Here is a 15,548-nt window from a genome sequence, read left to right as displayed (position 1 = left end):
AATTCCGTGAAAGATACTTTATTTTTAAACCGTGCTTCTTTGTTTTTTAAAGTCCTATCAGTACTGCTGATTTTTTCTGCCGATACTTTTGCCCAAAAGAATACGGTAAACCAATTGCCGGATTGGGCTTTTGGCGGATTTAAAAGGCCTGCCCATATCAATCCCATTATTTCTCCTGACCCAAATGCTACTTTTATTGATCCTATTTTAAAAAAACCTGTTGCCTGGGAATCTAATGATACTTTTAATCCGGCGGCTGCAATAAGAAACGGCAAAATTGTAGTGTTATACCGGGCAGAAGATCGATCAGGCGTGGGTATAGGTTTCCGTACTTCAAGGCTTGGTTACGCTGCCAGTAATGATGGTTTACATTTTTCAAGAAGCAAAACGCCTGTCTTTTATCCGGCAAATGATGATCAAAAAAAGTATGAATGGCCGGGAGGCTGTGAAGACCCGAGGGTTGCCGTTACCGCAAATGGCACTTATGTTGTTTTTTATACCCAGTGGAACCGTGAGGTCCCCAGGCTTGGCGTTGCCACTTCCAAAGATTTAAAAAACTGGACCAAGCACGGCCCTATCTTTGAAGATGCTTATCATGGAAAGTTTTTAAATATCCCGCATAAATCTGCATCCATCCTCACTAAACTAGTTGGTAATAAACAGGTAATTATAAAAATAAATGGGAAATACTGGATGTACTGGGGAGAACTGCATGTATATGCAGCTACTTCAAACAACTTAGTAGATTGGGAACCGGTGGTTAACAGCAACGGAACTTTAAAAGAGCTGATCTCCCCAAGAAAAGGTTACTTTGATAGTGAGTTGACGGAATGCGGGCCGCCGGCTTTATTAACTGACAAAGGAATTATCCTTTTTTATAATGGAAAGAATAAAGCCGGCGATGATGGCGATAAACGGTTTAACGCAAACTCTTACTGCGCCGGCCAGGCTTTGTTCGATAAAAATGATCCCTCAAAACCAATCACACGTTTGGATGTACCTTTTTTAAGGCCGATGGAGCCTTTTGAGAAAAGCGGCCAGTACATCAATGGCACGGTGTTTATAGAAGGCATGGTTTACTTTCAAAAAAAATGGTTCTTATATTATGGCTGCGCAGATTCCAGGGTTGCGGTAGCAGTTTATGATCCCGCCCGGCCGGCCCCGCCCGATCCTATAGATTAGTTATCTTATAGTACCAAGCCGATAATACCATCGAATGCTTCTTTTATCGCCCTAAAATGGGCAGGGCATAAATGAGCGGGTTAAATTTGAGGCCGACCAAAGAAGCAGCTATATTAGGGCCTGTTTAAATTTGCGCGGGATTTTTTCCTGATGCTTCTTTTATCACCTGAAAAACAGGGGATTTCCCAGGCGTTTTGTTTAGGCATGGCCTACCAAAACAAAAATTTATAGGCATAAAAGAAGCATGATCAATTGTGCAGGCATCAATTTAAACAGCTTTTATATGAGAAATAGTAATTTTCCAGCATGATCGTTGTTATATTTCTATTATTATTCAACCAGGCAGAATAGGAGATCAACCGAAGGATGAAGAAAAAATTATCTATTAAAGATATTGCGCAGGAACTTAACATCTCCATTACAACCATTTCCTTTATTTTGAATGGTAAAGCAAAAGAAATGCGGATTAGTGATAAGCTCATTCAAAAAGTTAATGACTTTATGAAGGAAAAAAACTATCACCCAAATCAGTTTGCCCAAAGTTTGCGGACCGGAAAGACCAAAATGATTGCCTTGTTTGTAGAAGATATTGCAGATTCTTTTTTTGCAAGTGTTGCCCGCTTGATCGAAGAAAGTGCTTACCAAAAAGGTTATAAAATAATTTATTGCAGTACAGAAGATAATCTGGAAAAAACAAGAGAATTAATACAATTATTTAAAAGCAGAAATGTTGACGGGTATATTATCACTCCACCAAAAGGTATTGAAAAAGAACTAAGGCAATTGCTTCAGGAGGAATTGCCATTTGTGCTTTTTGACCGCTTTTTCCCTAAATTAAGTACAGATTATGTTATCATCGATAACTTTAAAGGTACTTATGAGGCCATAAAGCATTTTCAGGAACAGCACTTTAAGCATATTGCTTTTATTACCCTTGATTCTGGACAGACACAAATGAATGAGCGTTTAAAAGGTTACGAATCTGCAATGGATGAGCTTAAACTTCCTACATACACCTTAAAAATCCCCTTTAAACTGGATACAAAAAAAGTTAGAGATCAATTTACAACATTCTTTTTAGATAACAAAAACATTGATGCAGTTTTATTTGCTACCAATTATTTGGCTATAAAAGGATTCGAAACACTTAGAAATTTAAAAATCAACATCCCGGAAGATATGGGCGTTATCGCTTTTGACGACCATGAGTTTTTTAAAGTTTTTAACCCTCCGATAACTGCTGTTGCCCAGCCAATGAAAGAATTATCTGATAATTTAATTTCAATACTACTAAAGAAACTTAATTCTGAAAAGGATGATAAAGCAAACGTTAAAAACCAGATTGTTTTACCGGCACAGTTGATTATCAGAGAATCATCATTGAAAAAATAAAGATCGGTTGAATATATCCAATTTAAAAGCAATCCTGTTGAAACATATTATTCTCAGCTTTGGCTAATATTGGTTTTGCTAAATATTAGCAGCTTGAGCATGAGAAACAATTGATGTAAAGCTTACTAATTTTATATCAAACAATCATATTGGGTTCCGTTTTTAATGCTTCTTTTACGGGTAAAAAATCGTTGAAATCAATACTAATAATCTTTTTTATCCAAAATTGTCCTTAAGTAACAAGCTCATTGAAGTTGTTTAAACTTTTTTTCTGGCCCTCTTTTTCTGAGCCGATGCTTCTTTTATCGCCTAAAAATGTAACCATTCACTAAAGACCTATAAGGTTTTGAAAACCTTATAGGTCTTTAGTGATTAAATGTAAACATCAATTTTATCCGGTAAAAGAAGCATGGGCACCAAACCCCGGCATGCCAAAGGATCAAATTGAAATTGGTACCAAAAAGTTTAAACAACCTCATTATTTCCTCACAAGCATATTTTTTTAAATTAGCAGTTTAAATTACTATTAAATGAAAAAAATATACTTTTTCCTGCTGATTGTTTTGCTATTTAACCTTTCTGCATCGGCACAAAGCAATTACGCCAGCGAAAATTACACTAAAAAAGATGTGTATATAACCATGCGCGATGGCATTAAGCTTTTTACTTCTATTTATACCCCAAAAGATGCTTCTCCGCAGAAAAAATATCCAATAATCATGCAGCGCACCTGTTACAGTGTTGCGCCTTATGGAGATAACAGGTTTCCAAGAACTTTAGGCCCATCAGAAACAATGATGAAAGAAGGTTACATTGTAGTTTACCAGGATGTACGCGGCCGTTATAAAAGCGAAGGAACCTGGACGAACATGACGCCGGTTATCGATAATAAAAAAAGCAAAAAAAATGTAGATGAAGGTTCTGATACTTATGATACCATTGACTGGCTGGTAAAGAACGTGGCCAACAATAATGGCAAGGTTGGACAATGGGGAATTTCTTATCCGGGTTTTTATACGGCTGCAGGTATTTTATCTAATCATCCGGCGTTAAAAGCTTCTTCTCCACAAGCACCCATTTCTGATTTCTTTTTTGATGACTTCCATCATAACGGTTCTTTGTTAGAATCTTACTTTTTTACTTACCCTCTTTTCGGTGTACAAAAAACAGATACTACCAGCAAAGCCTGGTATGTAAACCAAATGTTTAACGCCGGAACTAAGGATGGCTATCAGTTTCTGCTTGATTTAGGGCCGCTAAGCAATGCTGATAAATATTACAAAGACAATTTTTTCTGGCAGGAAACTGTCAACCATCCCAATTATGACGATTTCTGGCAGAAACGCAGCTTGCCGCGCCACTTTGGTAAAGTAAAACCTGCGGTAATGTTTGTAGGTGGCTGGTTTGATGCAGAAGACCTTTCTGGCCCATTGGATATGTATAAAAAGATCCAAAAGACAGATCCAAGTGCTTATAATACAATTGTAATGGGGCCGTTTGGACATGGGCGCTGGTCGCGCGAAACCGGGCATACCTTTCACAGTAATGTTTATTTTGGCGATAGCATTGCTACTTTCTACCAAAAAAATATTGAAGCCAAATTCTTCAACCATTTCTTAAAAGGCAACGGCGATAAAAACTCAGGTTTACCCGAAGCTTACATGTACAATACCGGCAAAAAAGAGTGGGAAGAATTTGCGCAATGGCCTGCCGCAAATGCTTCGCACCAAAAATTATATCTGAATGCTGATGGTAAGATCGCCATGTCAGCCCCTGCTTCAGCAGGTTCTGTGTCTTACATCAGCGATCCGGCAAAACCAGTTCCTTACACTGAAGACAATACCACCACGATGGGTTTTACGCCGCACAATTACATGAGCGAAGATCAGCGTTTTGCAGGCCGCCGGCCGGATGTTTTGGTTTATCAAACTGATGTTTTACAAGATGATTTGACTTTGGGCGGAGAAATCCTGTCCCACCTAAAAATTGCTTCTACCGGAACCGATGCTGATTTTATTGTTAAACTGATTGATGTTTATCCTCCTGATGAACCAAATAATCCAAATCAGCCTAACAAAAATATTTTGATGGGTAATTACTGGCAAATGGTTCGATCTGAAGTAATGCCGGCGCGTTTCCGCAACAGCTTTGAAAAACCGGAAGCTTTGGTCCCTGATCAAAAAACAGATGTAAATGTGCGCCTGCAAGATGTGCTGCATACATTTAAAAAAGGCCACCGTTTGATGGTCCAGGTTCAAAGCACTTGTTTTCCGCTGTTTGCCCGCAACCCGCAAAAATTTGTGCCTAACCCATATAAAGCAACAGCAAGCGATTACATCAAAGCAACAGAAACTGTTTTTAACGATAGTTTTATTGATGTTGAAGTATTGAAATAAAGCGATGTTCCACAAAAAACTGATACTTCTTTTACCGGCATTTTTTTGTTGCTTCAGCTCCGCATCGGCACAATTGCTTCAGCCTAAAGAAACTTTTACCCGTGCCGATACTTTGCGCGGCATGCTAACGCCGCTTCGTACCTGTTACGATATTAATTATTATCACTTAAATGTTAAGGTTAATATCGATCAAAAGTTCATCAGCGGCAGCAACGAGTTCAGGTTTACAGCGACCCAGGATTTTAAGAAATTACAGTTCGATCTTTTTGCGAATTTAAAAGTAGAAAAAGTAATCTTTCATGGAAAAACCCTGCCGTTTACCCGTGAATTTAATGCCGTTTTCATCACGTTTCCAAACACCATAAAAAGGGGCATAAAAGAAGCATTTACAGTTTATTATTCCGGTAACCCAATTGTGGCTAAACATGCACCCTGGGATGGCGGTTTTGTTTTTACCAAAGACAGTGAAGGAAAACCCTGGGTTGCCACTGCCTGCGAAGGCTTGGGCGCAAGTGTCTGGTGGCCAAATAAAGATCATTTATCCGATGAAGTGGACAGCATGTTGATTAGCATCAGTGTACCAAAAGGTTTAAAAGATGTATCTAACGGAAGATTAAGAAAAGTAACCGAATTAAATGATGGTTACACACGTTTTGATTGGGTGGTAAAAAACCCGATCAATAATTATAATGTGGAAGCTAACATTGGCAATTATGTTCATTTTGATGATGTTTTTAATGGTGAAAAAGGCAAGCTTACTTTAGATTACTGGGTTTTGCCAGTCAATCTTGATAAAGCTAAAAAGCAGTTCGGCGATAATGTTAAACCGATGCTTACCGCTTTTGAACACTGGTTTGGCCCCTACCCGTTTTATGAAGATGGTTATAAACTAATCGAAACGCCGCATTTGGGTATGGAACATCAAAGCGGCGTAGCTTATGGCAACCATTACCAGAACGGTTATCTCGGCCGCGATCTTTCCGGAACGGGCTGGGGTTTGAAGTGGGATTTTATTGTGGTGCATGAAAGCGGGCATGAATGGTTTGGCAACAACATCACCATGAAAGATGAAGCTGATATGTGGATACATGAAAGTTTTACGAATTACTCGGAATCATTATATGTAGAGCAGCAATATGGCAAGCAGGCCGGTCAGGAATATGTACACGGAACACGAAGAGCGATACAAAATGATGAACCCATTATCGCTCCTTACAATGTTAATAAAGAAGGTTCGGGAGATATGTATTATAAAGGCGGCAATATGCTGAACATGGTCCGGACCATTATCAATAATGATGCAAAATGGCGGGGGATTTTGCGCGGGTTAAACCAAACTTTTTATCATCAAACCGTTACCACAGCAGCTATTGTTGGTTATATTAATCAACAATCCGGCTTAAACTTCACCAGCATTTTCGATCAGTATCTTCGTTATAAAAACATTCCTACGTTAGAGTTTCAGTTTCAAGATAAACAACTTTTAGCAAGATGGATAGCTGATGTAAACGGGTTTACGATGCCGGTAAGAATCAGGACAAAAGGCGGAGAATATCAATTTTTTAATTTAAGTACTTCTTTTACCCCTATAAATTTGCCATCGGCCACTAAAGAAAATATCGAAACAGATACTTTTAACTATTATATTGGTGTTTTAATTGATTAATTTTTTGATTTTGCTGTAACCATTGGGCATTAAACAGCATCTTATATAAAACTTTAACCATGAAATTACCTATTACAACCTTCGTTATTGCGCTTTTACTTTTGGCAACAGGCAAAATTTCTTTTGCGGCTTCGGCTCATTTTTCAACTAAAAGCAGAATAGAGATACAGGACCGAAGGCTTTCCGGCTTTCATGCCATTGCTTCATCCGGCTCGTTTGATGTAGTATTGCGACAAGGCGGCCCTGAATCTGTAAAAGTGGAAGCAGATGCAGATGTAATTAATGAGATTGTGACCGAAGTTAGAAACGGCGTACTGATGATCCATTCTAAAAATAATCATGGTTGGAATTCGGGCAACTTCTGGAACAATCGCAAAACGGTGATTTATATAGTTGCTAAAGATTTAAACAGTATTGGTTTGAGTGGTTCCGGTGATTTGAAAATTGATAATGAATTTAATACGAATAGTTTGCAATTGCGTTTAAGTGGTTCCGGAGATTTTCGGGGCAAAGTAAATGTAAAAACACTGGAAGCTGCTATTTCCGGTTCCGGAGATTTCAATATCGGTGGAAGAGCAGATGAATCCACTGTTTCTATTTCGGGTTCCGGTGATTTTGATGCCGGTAACCTGATGACTAAATCTACAGCAATCCGGGTTTCCGGTTCTGGCGATGCCAATATTTATGCCAGTGAAAGGCTTGATGCTTCTGTTTCAGGTTCCGGCGATATTCATTATAGTGGCCATCCAAAAAGCGTTTCTAAAGTAGCACATGGTTCCGGTGATATTTCCGGTTCTTAAAGAAGTATGAATTAGATTAAAGACCAAAGTCCTTAAAACACTTTAAATAAGAAATATTTAGCAGTGAAGATATATTTATCACAACTCCACTGCTAAAATTTCTAATTATAGATTATCTTCCTTTATCGCTTTTAAGCCTTTTGTCCATCTAAGCAATTGTGTCAACATTACGGTTGCTGCTTTAGTTAATTGTTCATTTGGGGTAAATAAGCCGTCTTCGCCAATAAATTGATTTACTGCCGGGATATTTACGGCTTCTGCTAATGATATAGTTCTTAACGAAAGCAAATCTCCTTTTAAGCTGGATGCTGCCCTAACACCGGCAAACGGGCCGATAGAATAACTTACTATTCCGGCTGGTTTATAAGCCCATTCATGAACAAGATATTCTAAAGCATTTTTAAGAGAGGCCGGATAACTGTAATCATATTCTGCCGTAACAAAAATAAAAGCATCTGCTTCTTCTATTTTAGCGCTCCATTGTTTGGTATGCTCATGCTCATATTGCCTCATCATAGGGTGAACGGGTTCGTTCATCAACGGTAAATTAATCTCCCCAAGATCAAGCAATTCGACTTCAAAATTTCCTTTTTCTTGAGCAAGGTTTGTAATCCAGTGAGAAATAATAGAGCCTTTTCTTCCAGGCCGGACTGTAGATGAAATGATTTTAAGTTTGTACATTTTATTAGTGTAAGAAAGATTAACTTTTCTGGAAATATTTTCAGTTACAAAAGTATTTATATTTGATTTCTAAAAGTTAGCACTTACCTATGGGATAGTGGTAAAAGTAACATGTGGTTGATGATATTTAGAATCATAAGTAATACTGTTTTTAGCAGCTAAAAGTTAAGTAGATAAGCTTAGATTTTCGATCAAAAAACAAGAACTACAAAAGGCGCTTTTTTTCTTATTAAATTTATAACCTACTAATAAGGTACATATGTTGATCTTATTTAATAGATTTGTGTTAAAATAAGAAAAACATGGCTTTACTTCCTTATTCCGAAGAACAAATTTTAGACCGCTTGAGGTTTGAAAATATTTAAGCAATGCAGTAAATGCAATCTAAAGTAAAATTATCTTTTACTAATCCTTAAACCGCACCAAATTCTTCCGCCCGATATCATACGTTAACCTGAACGCTTGCTGGCTATCGCCCAAATTCCCGGGCGATTGGTGTAAACTCAAAATAAAGCTTCCTTTAACCTGTCCATAAATAAATGGTGTATAAATCAGGTCTAATCGGTTATACATTTTCTTTTCGTAAAAAGCATCGCCATAAGTAATATGATGGCCTTGGCCGGCGTAAAAGTTGTCTTTCAGCCCAAAATGTTTATGATTGATATTAATCTCGGCAACAAAACCTTTTGGTATCTGGAAACCATCCAAACCTCGTACCCTTTCCAACGAAAGCATTCCGCCGGCTTCAATGGTTAAGGAATCTAAAAAGGTTTTATGACTGAAATCTAAACCAACACGAACCTGACCGCCGCCATTATCGCGGATGTAATCATTAGGAAGCAAAATTGCTGCGCCGGCATCGTGCAGCAGCATAAAATAATGTGATAAAAAGAAGGGGCCATAAGGATTAGGCAGATATTTTCCGGCCGCACCAAAAATAAATTGTTCCCGGTCTGTTGCTGTTTGCCTGCTTACCCAATCAATCCAAATCGTTTCCTTGCCCCACGGGCTTTGGTAACTGGTTAACAAACCCTGTACGTTTGGCCGATAATAAAGCAACGTATCATTTAATAAAGCAATAGGATAATCGGTTAGTAAATCTTGCCTCGGAAAAGAACCAATATCAAACAGCCAGCCTTTTTTACCGGTAAAACTATAGTAAATAACCGGATCGGCTTTCAGGAAAAACGGATTGGCGCCAAACTCATGGATCCCGTTCACCCCAAAACGAAAATGGTTAACAGAATCTAAATTAACACCCAGGTCCAGTTCGGCACGTGCACCGGAATAGGTATGCGAACGTTCTTCAAATGCGCGGTATTCGCGGTTATCCATAAAACCAAAACCATTAAAATGAATATCCAGATTTTGGGCAATGCTATTTTTAGTGGATAAAAGAAGCATCAGGGCTAAAAAGCAACAGGTGCGTAAAGTATATTTCATAGTTTATTGAATAGTAAGGTTGAAGGTCCTGCTGCTGCGCGGGCCCGCAAACGGCGCTGTTTTTACAGAAAACAAAAGTGTATAATTTCCTTTTTGCAAAGGTATTTTTAAATCGAAAGGAAAAATACGGGTTTCTCCGGGTTTAAATTTTAGCTGATTAAAATTTGCAGAAGCTAATTGATTGCTGATTATAGAATCTTCCTGCATCACATAAGCTCTTAAAACCACAATATGTGCCCGATGAACGTTACTAAAATCAATTATTTTAGGATAAGGATTGGTAATTTTAAGGTTGAGATGAACAGTTTTTCCGGGTGAGGCATTGATTTGTGCAGAATCTGCTTCTACCAAAATTTTCTGATAAGTACGCAAGCTATCAATCCAGCCGCCATAAAAAATCCCTTTCGGTGTATTTAAAATATCGCTGCTAATCCCTTTAATCGGCCCTTCGGTAACAAAATAAATGCGCTTTTGCTGCAAGCTGTCCTCCAAAGGCCAAATATCAAATTGCGTACGGCGGTAAAAGCGCGAATCGTAAGCAACACCTTTTAAAGAGTTGGTGTAATAACTGTACCAGGACGGATCCTGGAATTGATCCGGAAAGATCACATAAGCGTTTCCCGCTTTTTGTTTAATTAAATTTGCCCACTTCGGGTTGCCAAAATAACTTTTGATCACGCCAAATTTCATGCTGATCGGATTTTTCACCATCAGCCCAAGCCGCATCAGCAATAAAAGCAAAATATTAATGTATAAAAGCGGTTGCAGCCATTGTGGCATGGGTTTATGTTGAAGTGAGATGGATACCAGCATAACCAGCGGCAAAAAGCCGATCAGTGTCCAATGAGGCTGCACGGCTACTTTTAAGGTATTCGCCAGGAAAAACAATATGGTGCCTACAAAATTAAACAGCAGAGTTTTGGTAAAAATATCTGTAGCACGAAAACGGCTGATACTGTAAAACCAGAACCAGCTTACCAATGGCCCAGCCATAAACAACTGCCCTAACAGAAATAAATAAGTAAACTGGAACTCGTAATGGTCTGCTTCCCGTTCAACTAAATGATACTTCACCGAAGGAAAACCGTGATTGTATTGCCAAAAAACATGCGGTAAAAACAGTATCAGCGTAAGTACGGCAACCAGCCAGAAAGATTTCCGGCCAAATAATTTGGGGTTTGCCATCAGCGTAAAAACAACCAGCAATACAGCGTGATATTTACTGTATAAAGCGCCAGCCAAAGCTAAACTAAACAGAACAGCAATTGCCGGCGTGTCTTTCTCTAAATATTGCTGGTAAAAGAAGTAGAACAACGTACTGAAAAAGAAAAGCGGCGCATCCGGCGTGGTGGTAAAACCGAAAATGTGAAAGATGGAAATGGAAGTAACAACAAGTACAAACCACTTGGCTTCCACCTGGTATTTTTTCAGGACCTGCCACAAAACCCACCACGAAAAAGTGCTGCTAAAAACAGTAAGCAGGCGCAAACTCAACTCGTTATGAAACAAAGAACTGCCTGCACTGATAAATAAAGCCACCATTGGCGGATGGTCAAAGTAGCCCCAATCTAAAAAACGCGAGTAAAGCCAGTAATAAGCCTCGTCCGGATGGAGTTCTGTAAAATAACTTTGCAGGAAATTGACCAGGCCCCAGGCCAGCAGAAAATACTTTACTGCTTTATCTGATGAAGCTTTCTGCTGAGCTATTAATTCAGCCATGTATTACCCGATGATCATGAGTTGCAAAGGTAATTATTTAGGGTTAACATTTTTTAGGCGATAAAAACAGTATCAGCCTGAACAGGTTAAATCCTTCTCCTGTTTTTTTCTTTGCTGATCAACCCTAACTCCCGGCTGGTTTGCCCCGCAATAGCCGTATTTTCCTGCGCCCTTCTAAAAAGATAAGGCAATACAGCTTTTACCGGCCCAAAAGGCACATATTTGGCTACATTGTAACCCGCATTTGCCAGGTTAAAACTTAAATTATCACTCATGCCCAGCAATTGCGAAAAGTAAACATGCGGATGATTATGTTCAATTTGTTGTTCGTTCAATAAATCTGCCAACAGCTTACAACTTTGCTCGTTGTGCGTGCCTGCTACAAAAGCAATCTGGTCTAAATGTTCCGCACAAAAACGAATGGCCAGATCATAATCACGGTCGGTAGCTTTTTTATCCGGTTGGATTAACGTCGGATAACCTTTTTCGGCAGCCCTTTTGTTTTCCTTTTCCATATAGGCGCCACGCACTAATTTCGCTCCTAACAAAAAACCTTCCTCTACAGCAGCTTTGTGATCTTCTTTTAATGACGCTAATTTATCGCGCCGGTAAAGCTGGTACGTGTTATAAACAATCACCTTTTTTTGATTGTACTGCCGCATCATATTTAGAGCCAATAAATCAATGGTACGTTGTATCCACGTTTCTTCCGCATCAATCATCACAGGTACACCGAGTTCAAAAGCAGTATGGCAAATCAAATCAACCCGGTCAAATATTTTTTGCCAGGCTATTTCTTCTTCACTTGTAAACGGTATCCCGGCATCTGCTTGCTCCAGTACCTCAAAACTGCCTACGCCGGTAACTTTAAAAACTGTTAACGGAATGGCTGTATCGCCTTTTGCCCTTTTTATCGTCGCAATTATTTGGTCCCGTGTTTCATCAAAAACAGCTTCCTCGTTTTCGCCTTCTACCGAGTAATCCAGTATCGTTCCTACTTTTCCCGTTTGTAAGTTACGGATCGTTGGTCCGCACTCGGCAATGGTTTCCCCTCCGCAGAAATGATTAAAAACAGTTGCTTTTATGATTGGTTTAATGGGCAAACCGATTTTAAAAGCAAAGTTGGTTATAGGCGGGCCAATTTTAACCAGAAAATTTAGGTTGATGATTTTAAACAACCAGTAAGCACGTTTTAAATCAGCGTTACTTTCATGCCGAAAAGCTATTTCTGTGTTTTCAAAAGATAAAGGCGTACTTTTAGTAGTTATTTGATTCGGCTCCCTGATTTCCATTTTACAAAATTAGCTATTGAACAATAGAATAACGCCCGATAAAGGCAATTTTATATTTTTGTACCCGCATGATCGAATTTAAATTAGAAGGCGGGTTTATCCCGCTGATCCAGTTATTAAAAGCCACCAACTTAGTACAAACCGGTGGCGAAGCACAAATTGTGGTAACCGAAGGCCGGGTTAAATACAATGGCGAAGTTGATTTTCGCAAAAGATTAAAGGTAAAAGCAGGCGATATAGTTGAATTTGACGGCAAAAAAATAAGGGTAAAATAAGCATGGAAACGATACAAAGTATTTCTTACCCGGTTATTTTTAATGATAATTTTACCGGATTAAACCAGTTTTTACAAGAAGGCAACTATACGAAAGTGTTTTTTTTGATAGACGAGCAAACCGAAAAACATTGCCTGCCTTTTTTGATCGAGCACCTGAAAATAACAGATTATGACCTGATTGAGGTTACCTCCGGCGAAGAAAATAAAACGATTGATTTTTGCATTGGCATCTGGAAAATGCTGATTGATTTTGGTGCCGATAGAAACAGCCTGCTCATCAACGTTGGCGGGGGCGTGATTACGGATATGGGCGGTTTTGCAGCATCAACTTTTAAAAGAGGGATTGATTTTGTGCAAATACCAACTACTTTACTTTCGCAGGTAGATGCTTCTGTTGGCGGCAAAACCGGCATCGATATGGATCACCTTAAAAATATCATCGGTACTTTTACACAACCGAAAGCTGTTTTTATCGATACAAATTTCCTGAAAACTTTACCCGAAAGGCAATTAGTTTCGGGCTTTGCCGAAATGCTGAAACATGGTTTAATTGCAGACCGCGACTATTTTTACCTGCTAAAAGAAGCATCGCCGGAAAAAATTGACCCTGAACTGATCCGCCATTCTGTAGAAATAAAAAACAATATTGTATTGCAAGACCCGGAAGAAAAAGGTTTACGCAAGATCCTGAATTTCGGCCATACGATTGGCCACGCGGTTGAAAGTTTTTCTTTGCAAAGTGGTAAAAACCCGTTGTTGCATGGCGAAGCAGTTGCGATCGGCATGGTTTGCGAAGCATTTTTATCTGTCCAAAAAACCGGTTTACCACAAGATGAACTAACAGAAATTGTACAAACGCTGCGCCGTTTCTACGGAAAATACCCGATAAAAGAAGCATCAATCCCGGCTTTGATCGAGATTATGAAAAGCGATAAAAAGAATGCTTCGGCCAGGATCAACTGCTCGTTATTGACGCAGATCGGACAATGCACTATTGATAGTTTCTGCACGGAAGATGAACTTTGTGCAAGTTTACTTTTCTACCTTAATTATTAACATGTTTGGTTTAGACCATAAAAATGAAGCTGCCGCCGGCTTGTTTGCCCTGCTGATCATCCTCACGCTGGTGGAGATGTATTTCAGCTACCGCGAAGACCGGAAATACTACGAAAAACGTGATACCTGGACGAATATTTACCTTACCACTTTAACGTTTTTCATCAACTTAACGGTTAAAGGCGCTACGTTTTTTGTGCTGAACTATTTCTATCAATTCCGTTTGTTCGAGATTAAAAACGTGTTTTTGTACTGGTTTGTGCTGGTTGTGGTGCAAGATTTTTTATATTGGGTTTTGCATTACGTTGGCCATTATTGTCGCATGTTTTGGGCGATGCACGTTACGCACCATTCCTCTGAACATTTTAATTTAACTACCGGTTTTCGTTCTACTGTTTTTGAACCACTTTATCGTGTTTTCTTCTATTTGCCGCTTGCCTTGATGGGTTTTTCGGCTATGGATATTTTGTACGCTTATTTGCTAACACAATTGTATGGCAACTTAGTGCATACTCAGGCAGAAATCCACTTCCCGAAATGGTATAGTTTTATTTTTGTTACGCCTGCGCATCATCGCATTCATCATGCTTCCAATGTTCCTTATTTAGATAAAAATATGGGCATGTTGTTAATTATTTGGGACCGGTTATTTGGTACTTTTCAGGAAGATCTGCCGGAACCAATTAAATACGGCTTAACTACACAACCAGAAGATATGGGTGCTGTAAACATCATTTTCCATGAGTGGAAAGCTTTGCTAACTGATGTAAAAAAAGCACCAACTTTTGCAGATAAAGTTAAATATTTGGTAATGCCTCCCGGCTGGAGCCATGATGGCAGTACGCAGGTTGCTAAGGTGATGCAAAAGGAGTATTATGCGGGGTTGGATAAACAGAAACTATCACATTAACTATTATGGACAAATCCATCGCAGCCGTTTTTATTAGGTTTGTTTGTACCGCTTTTTAACAATATCAGCAGTACTGTAAACACAACGGAATTTCTTTTCTTTCAATCCACTATATAATTCTTTATCGCCTGTCCATAAACAACCTTTTAGATGATTTGTAAGCGCAACAAAATCAACATCGTCAGGGTCTATATCTCGAACTATTTGTTCGGCTTTTATCCATGTTGCAGGTGAAATAATAGCTTCATTTATAAAATTAATTTTAGTTAGCACCTTTTCATACGCATCGTGCATTTCTTCATCAGTCAATTTTGATATTTTGATAAGTTTAGACCAGTGTTTGCGAATTTCAAAGCGCATGTAATCACAACTGTAAAATTCAAAGAATCCGTTGGAGTTAAAAATTAAATCGCCAGTTGTTCCGTTTGAATTTAAAAGTGTACTGAAGATAATGTTAGTGTCAACAATAATCTTCTTCATTTAATCAAACGGTCCCGGTTCGCTTTCCACCAGCCCTTTTTAACTTCTTTGGCAAGTTCATCTACTTGTTCCTGGCTGGCTTTTGAATTTGCCGTTGCTTCTTTATAGGTCAGGTAATCAACCAACCGCTGCAATTCAGTTGTATCAACCGAAGCCGGAAGTCGAATAATTACTTCTTTATTTGTTCTTTCTATTAGCATCTTTTCATGTGATATTTTCTCTAAATTAATGAAATTACTACTTTGCGCGAAATT

Annotated in this window: 14 protein-coding genes; 8 read left to right on the top strand and 6 right to left on the bottom strand. The window is 38.8% G+C overall.

Annotated elements, in window-relative coordinates:
* Positions 1-6 precede the first annotated feature (6 nt).
* From GO621_RS02535 to GO621_RS02515, 5 genes are all read left to right on the top strand, one after another.
* A complete protein-coding gene (locus GO621_RS02535; protein ID WP_317163377.1) occupies positions 7-1,182 on the top strand; it encodes a glycoside hydrolase family 130 protein in 1,176 nt (391 codons plus the stop codon).
* A 366-nt stretch (positions 1,183-1,548) separates the two neighbouring features.
* Positions 1,549-2,574, top strand: a complete 1,026-nt coding sequence (locus tag GO621_RS02530) for a LacI family DNA-binding transcriptional regulator (RefSeq protein ID WP_157563897.1) — start codon at positions 1,549-1,551, stop codon at positions 2,572-2,574.
* 530 nt (positions 2,575-3,104) lie between these two features.
* A complete protein-coding gene (locus tag GO621_RS02525) occupies positions 3,105-4,970 on the top strand; it encodes a CocE/NonD family hydrolase (protein ID WP_157563895.1) in 1,866 nt (621 codons plus the stop codon).
* A gap of 4 nt (positions 4,971-4,974) precedes the next feature.
* On the top strand, positions 4,975-6,636 hold the full coding sequence (locus tag GO621_RS02520; protein ID WP_157563894.1) for a M1 family metallopeptidase: 1,662 nt from the start codon (positions 4,975-4,977) through the stop codon (positions 6,634-6,636).
* 59 nt (positions 6,637-6,695) lie between these two features.
* Complete coding sequence (locus GO621_RS02515; protein ID WP_157563892.1) at positions 6,696-7,436, top strand: head GIN domain-containing protein; 741 nt, start codon at positions 6,696-6,698, stop codon at positions 7,434-7,436.
* A 105-nt stretch (positions 7,437-7,541) separates the two neighbouring features.
* Here the strand turns inward: GO621_RS02515 and GO621_RS02510 are convergent, their stop codons facing one another.
* From GO621_RS02510 to GO621_RS02495, 4 genes are all read right to left on the bottom strand, one after another.
* The gene (locus tag GO621_RS02510; RefSeq protein ID WP_157563891.1) at positions 7,542-8,117 is read right to left on the bottom strand and encodes an NADPH-dependent FMN reductase; all 576 of its coding nucleotides are present in this window, start codon (positions 8,115-8,117) and stop codon (positions 7,542-7,544) included.
* A gap of 405 nt (positions 8,118-8,522) precedes the next feature.
* Complete coding sequence (locus tag GO621_RS02505; RefSeq protein ID WP_157563889.1) at positions 8,523-9,560, bottom strand: hypothetical protein; 1,038 nt, start codon at positions 9,558-9,560, stop codon at positions 8,523-8,525.
* 3 nt (positions 9,561-9,563) lie between these two features.
* A complete protein-coding gene (locus GO621_RS02500) occupies positions 9,564-11,279 on the bottom strand; it encodes a glycosyltransferase family 39 protein (protein WP_157563887.1) in 1,716 nt (571 codons plus the stop codon).
* Between the two features lie 86 nt (positions 11,280-11,365).
* Positions 11,366-12,571, bottom strand: a complete 1,206-nt coding sequence (locus GO621_RS02495; protein ID WP_157563886.1) for a proline dehydrogenase family protein — start codon at positions 12,569-12,571, stop codon at positions 11,366-11,368.
* 68 nt (positions 12,572-12,639) lie between these two features.
* Between GO621_RS02495 and GO621_RS02490 the strand changes: the two genes are divergently transcribed.
* The 3 genes from GO621_RS02490 to GO621_RS02480 are packed head-to-tail and all read left to right on the top strand — an operon-like array spanning position 12,640 to position 14,814.
* Complete coding sequence (locus tag GO621_RS02490; RefSeq protein ID WP_157563884.1) at positions 12,640-12,846, top strand: RNA-binding S4 domain-containing protein; 207 nt, start codon at positions 12,640-12,642, stop codon at positions 12,844-12,846.
* Positions 12,847-12,848: 2 nt separating this feature from the next.
* A complete protein-coding gene (gene aroB / locus GO621_RS02485) occupies positions 12,849-13,904 on the top strand; it encodes a 3-dehydroquinate synthase (protein WP_157563882.1) in 1,056 nt (351 codons plus the stop codon).
* Positions 13,864-14,814, top strand: a complete 951-nt coding sequence (locus GO621_RS02480; RefSeq protein ID WP_232335569.1) for a sterol desaturase family protein — start codon at positions 13,864-13,866, stop codon at positions 14,812-14,814. The genes aroB and GO621_RS02480 overlap by 41 nt, the downstream gene beginning before the upstream one ends.
* 33 nt (positions 14,815-14,847) lie before the next feature.
* On the opposite strand, the gene GO621_RS02475 is transcribed toward GO621_RS02480, so the two are convergent.
* Positions 14,848-15,294, bottom strand: coding sequence for a PIN domain-containing protein (locus GO621_RS02475; RefSeq protein ID WP_157563880.1), 447 nt, complete (start codon positions 15,292-15,294; stop codon positions 14,848-14,850).
* The gene (locus tag GO621_RS02470; protein ID WP_157563879.1) at positions 15,291-15,494 is read right to left on the bottom strand and encodes a hypothetical protein; all 204 of its coding nucleotides are present in this window, start codon (positions 15,492-15,494) and stop codon (positions 15,291-15,293) included. The genes GO621_RS02475 and GO621_RS02470 overlap by 4 nt, the downstream gene beginning before the upstream one ends.
* Positions 15,495-15,548 lie beyond the last annotated feature (54 nt).

Origin of the sequence: Mucilaginibacter arboris (assembly GCF_009754915.1) — a bacterium.
Taxonomy (GTDB): domain Bacteria; phylum Bacteroidota; class Bacteroidia; order Sphingobacteriales; family Sphingobacteriaceae; genus Mucilaginibacter_A; species Mucilaginibacter_A arboris.
This window is presented reverse-complemented; position numbering and strand designations above follow the sequence as displayed.

Excerpts from the sequence above, each read along its gene's own strand:
- aroB (WP_157563882.1), top strand. The coding sequence starts at position 12,849 with ATGGAAACGATACAAAGTATTTCTTACCCGGTTATTTTTAATGATAAT.
- GO621_RS02505 (WP_157563889.1), bottom strand. The coding sequence starts at position 9,560 with ATGAAATATACTTTACGCACCTGTTGCTTTTTAGCCCTGATGCTTCTT.
- GO621_RS02525 (WP_157563895.1), top strand. The coding sequence starts at position 3,105 with ATGAAAAAAATATACTTTTTCCTGCTGATTGTTTTGCTATTTAACCTT.
- GO621_RS02510 (WP_157563891.1), bottom strand. The coding sequence starts at position 8,117 with ATGTACAAACTTAAAATCATTTCATCTACAGTCCGGCCTGGAAGAAAA.
- GO621_RS02490 (WP_157563884.1), top strand. The coding sequence starts at position 12,640 with ATGATCGAATTTAAATTAGAAGGCGGGTTTATCCCGCTGATCCAGTTA.
- GO621_RS02530 (WP_157563897.1), top strand. The coding sequence starts at position 1,549 with ATGAAGAAAAAATTATCTATTAAAGATATTGCGCAGGAACTTAACATC.
- GO621_RS02495 (WP_157563886.1), bottom strand. The coding sequence starts at position 12,571 with ATGGAAATCAGGGAGCCGAATCAAATAACTACTAAAAGTACGCCTTTA.
- GO621_RS02480 (WP_232335569.1), top strand. The coding sequence starts at position 13,864 with ATGAACTTTGTGCAAGTTTACTTTTCTACCTTAATTATTAACATGTTT.
- GO621_RS02470 (WP_157563879.1), bottom strand. The coding sequence starts at position 15,494 with ATGCTAATAGAAAGAACAAATAAAGAAGTAATTATTCGACTTCCGGCT.
- GO621_RS02515 (WP_157563892.1), top strand. The coding sequence starts at position 6,696 with ATGAAATTACCTATTACAACCTTCGTTATTGCGCTTTTACTTTTGGCA.
- GO621_RS02500 (WP_157563887.1), bottom strand. The coding sequence starts at position 11,279 with ATGGCTGAATTAATAGCTCAGCAGAAAGCTTCATCAGATAAAGCAGTA.
- GO621_RS02475 (WP_157563880.1), bottom strand. The coding sequence starts at position 15,294 with ATGAAGAAGATTATTGTTGACACTAACATTATCTTCAGTACACTTTTA.
- GO621_RS02520 (WP_157563894.1), top strand. The coding sequence starts at position 4,975 with ATGTTCCACAAAAAACTGATACTTCTTTTACCGGCATTTTTTTGTTGC.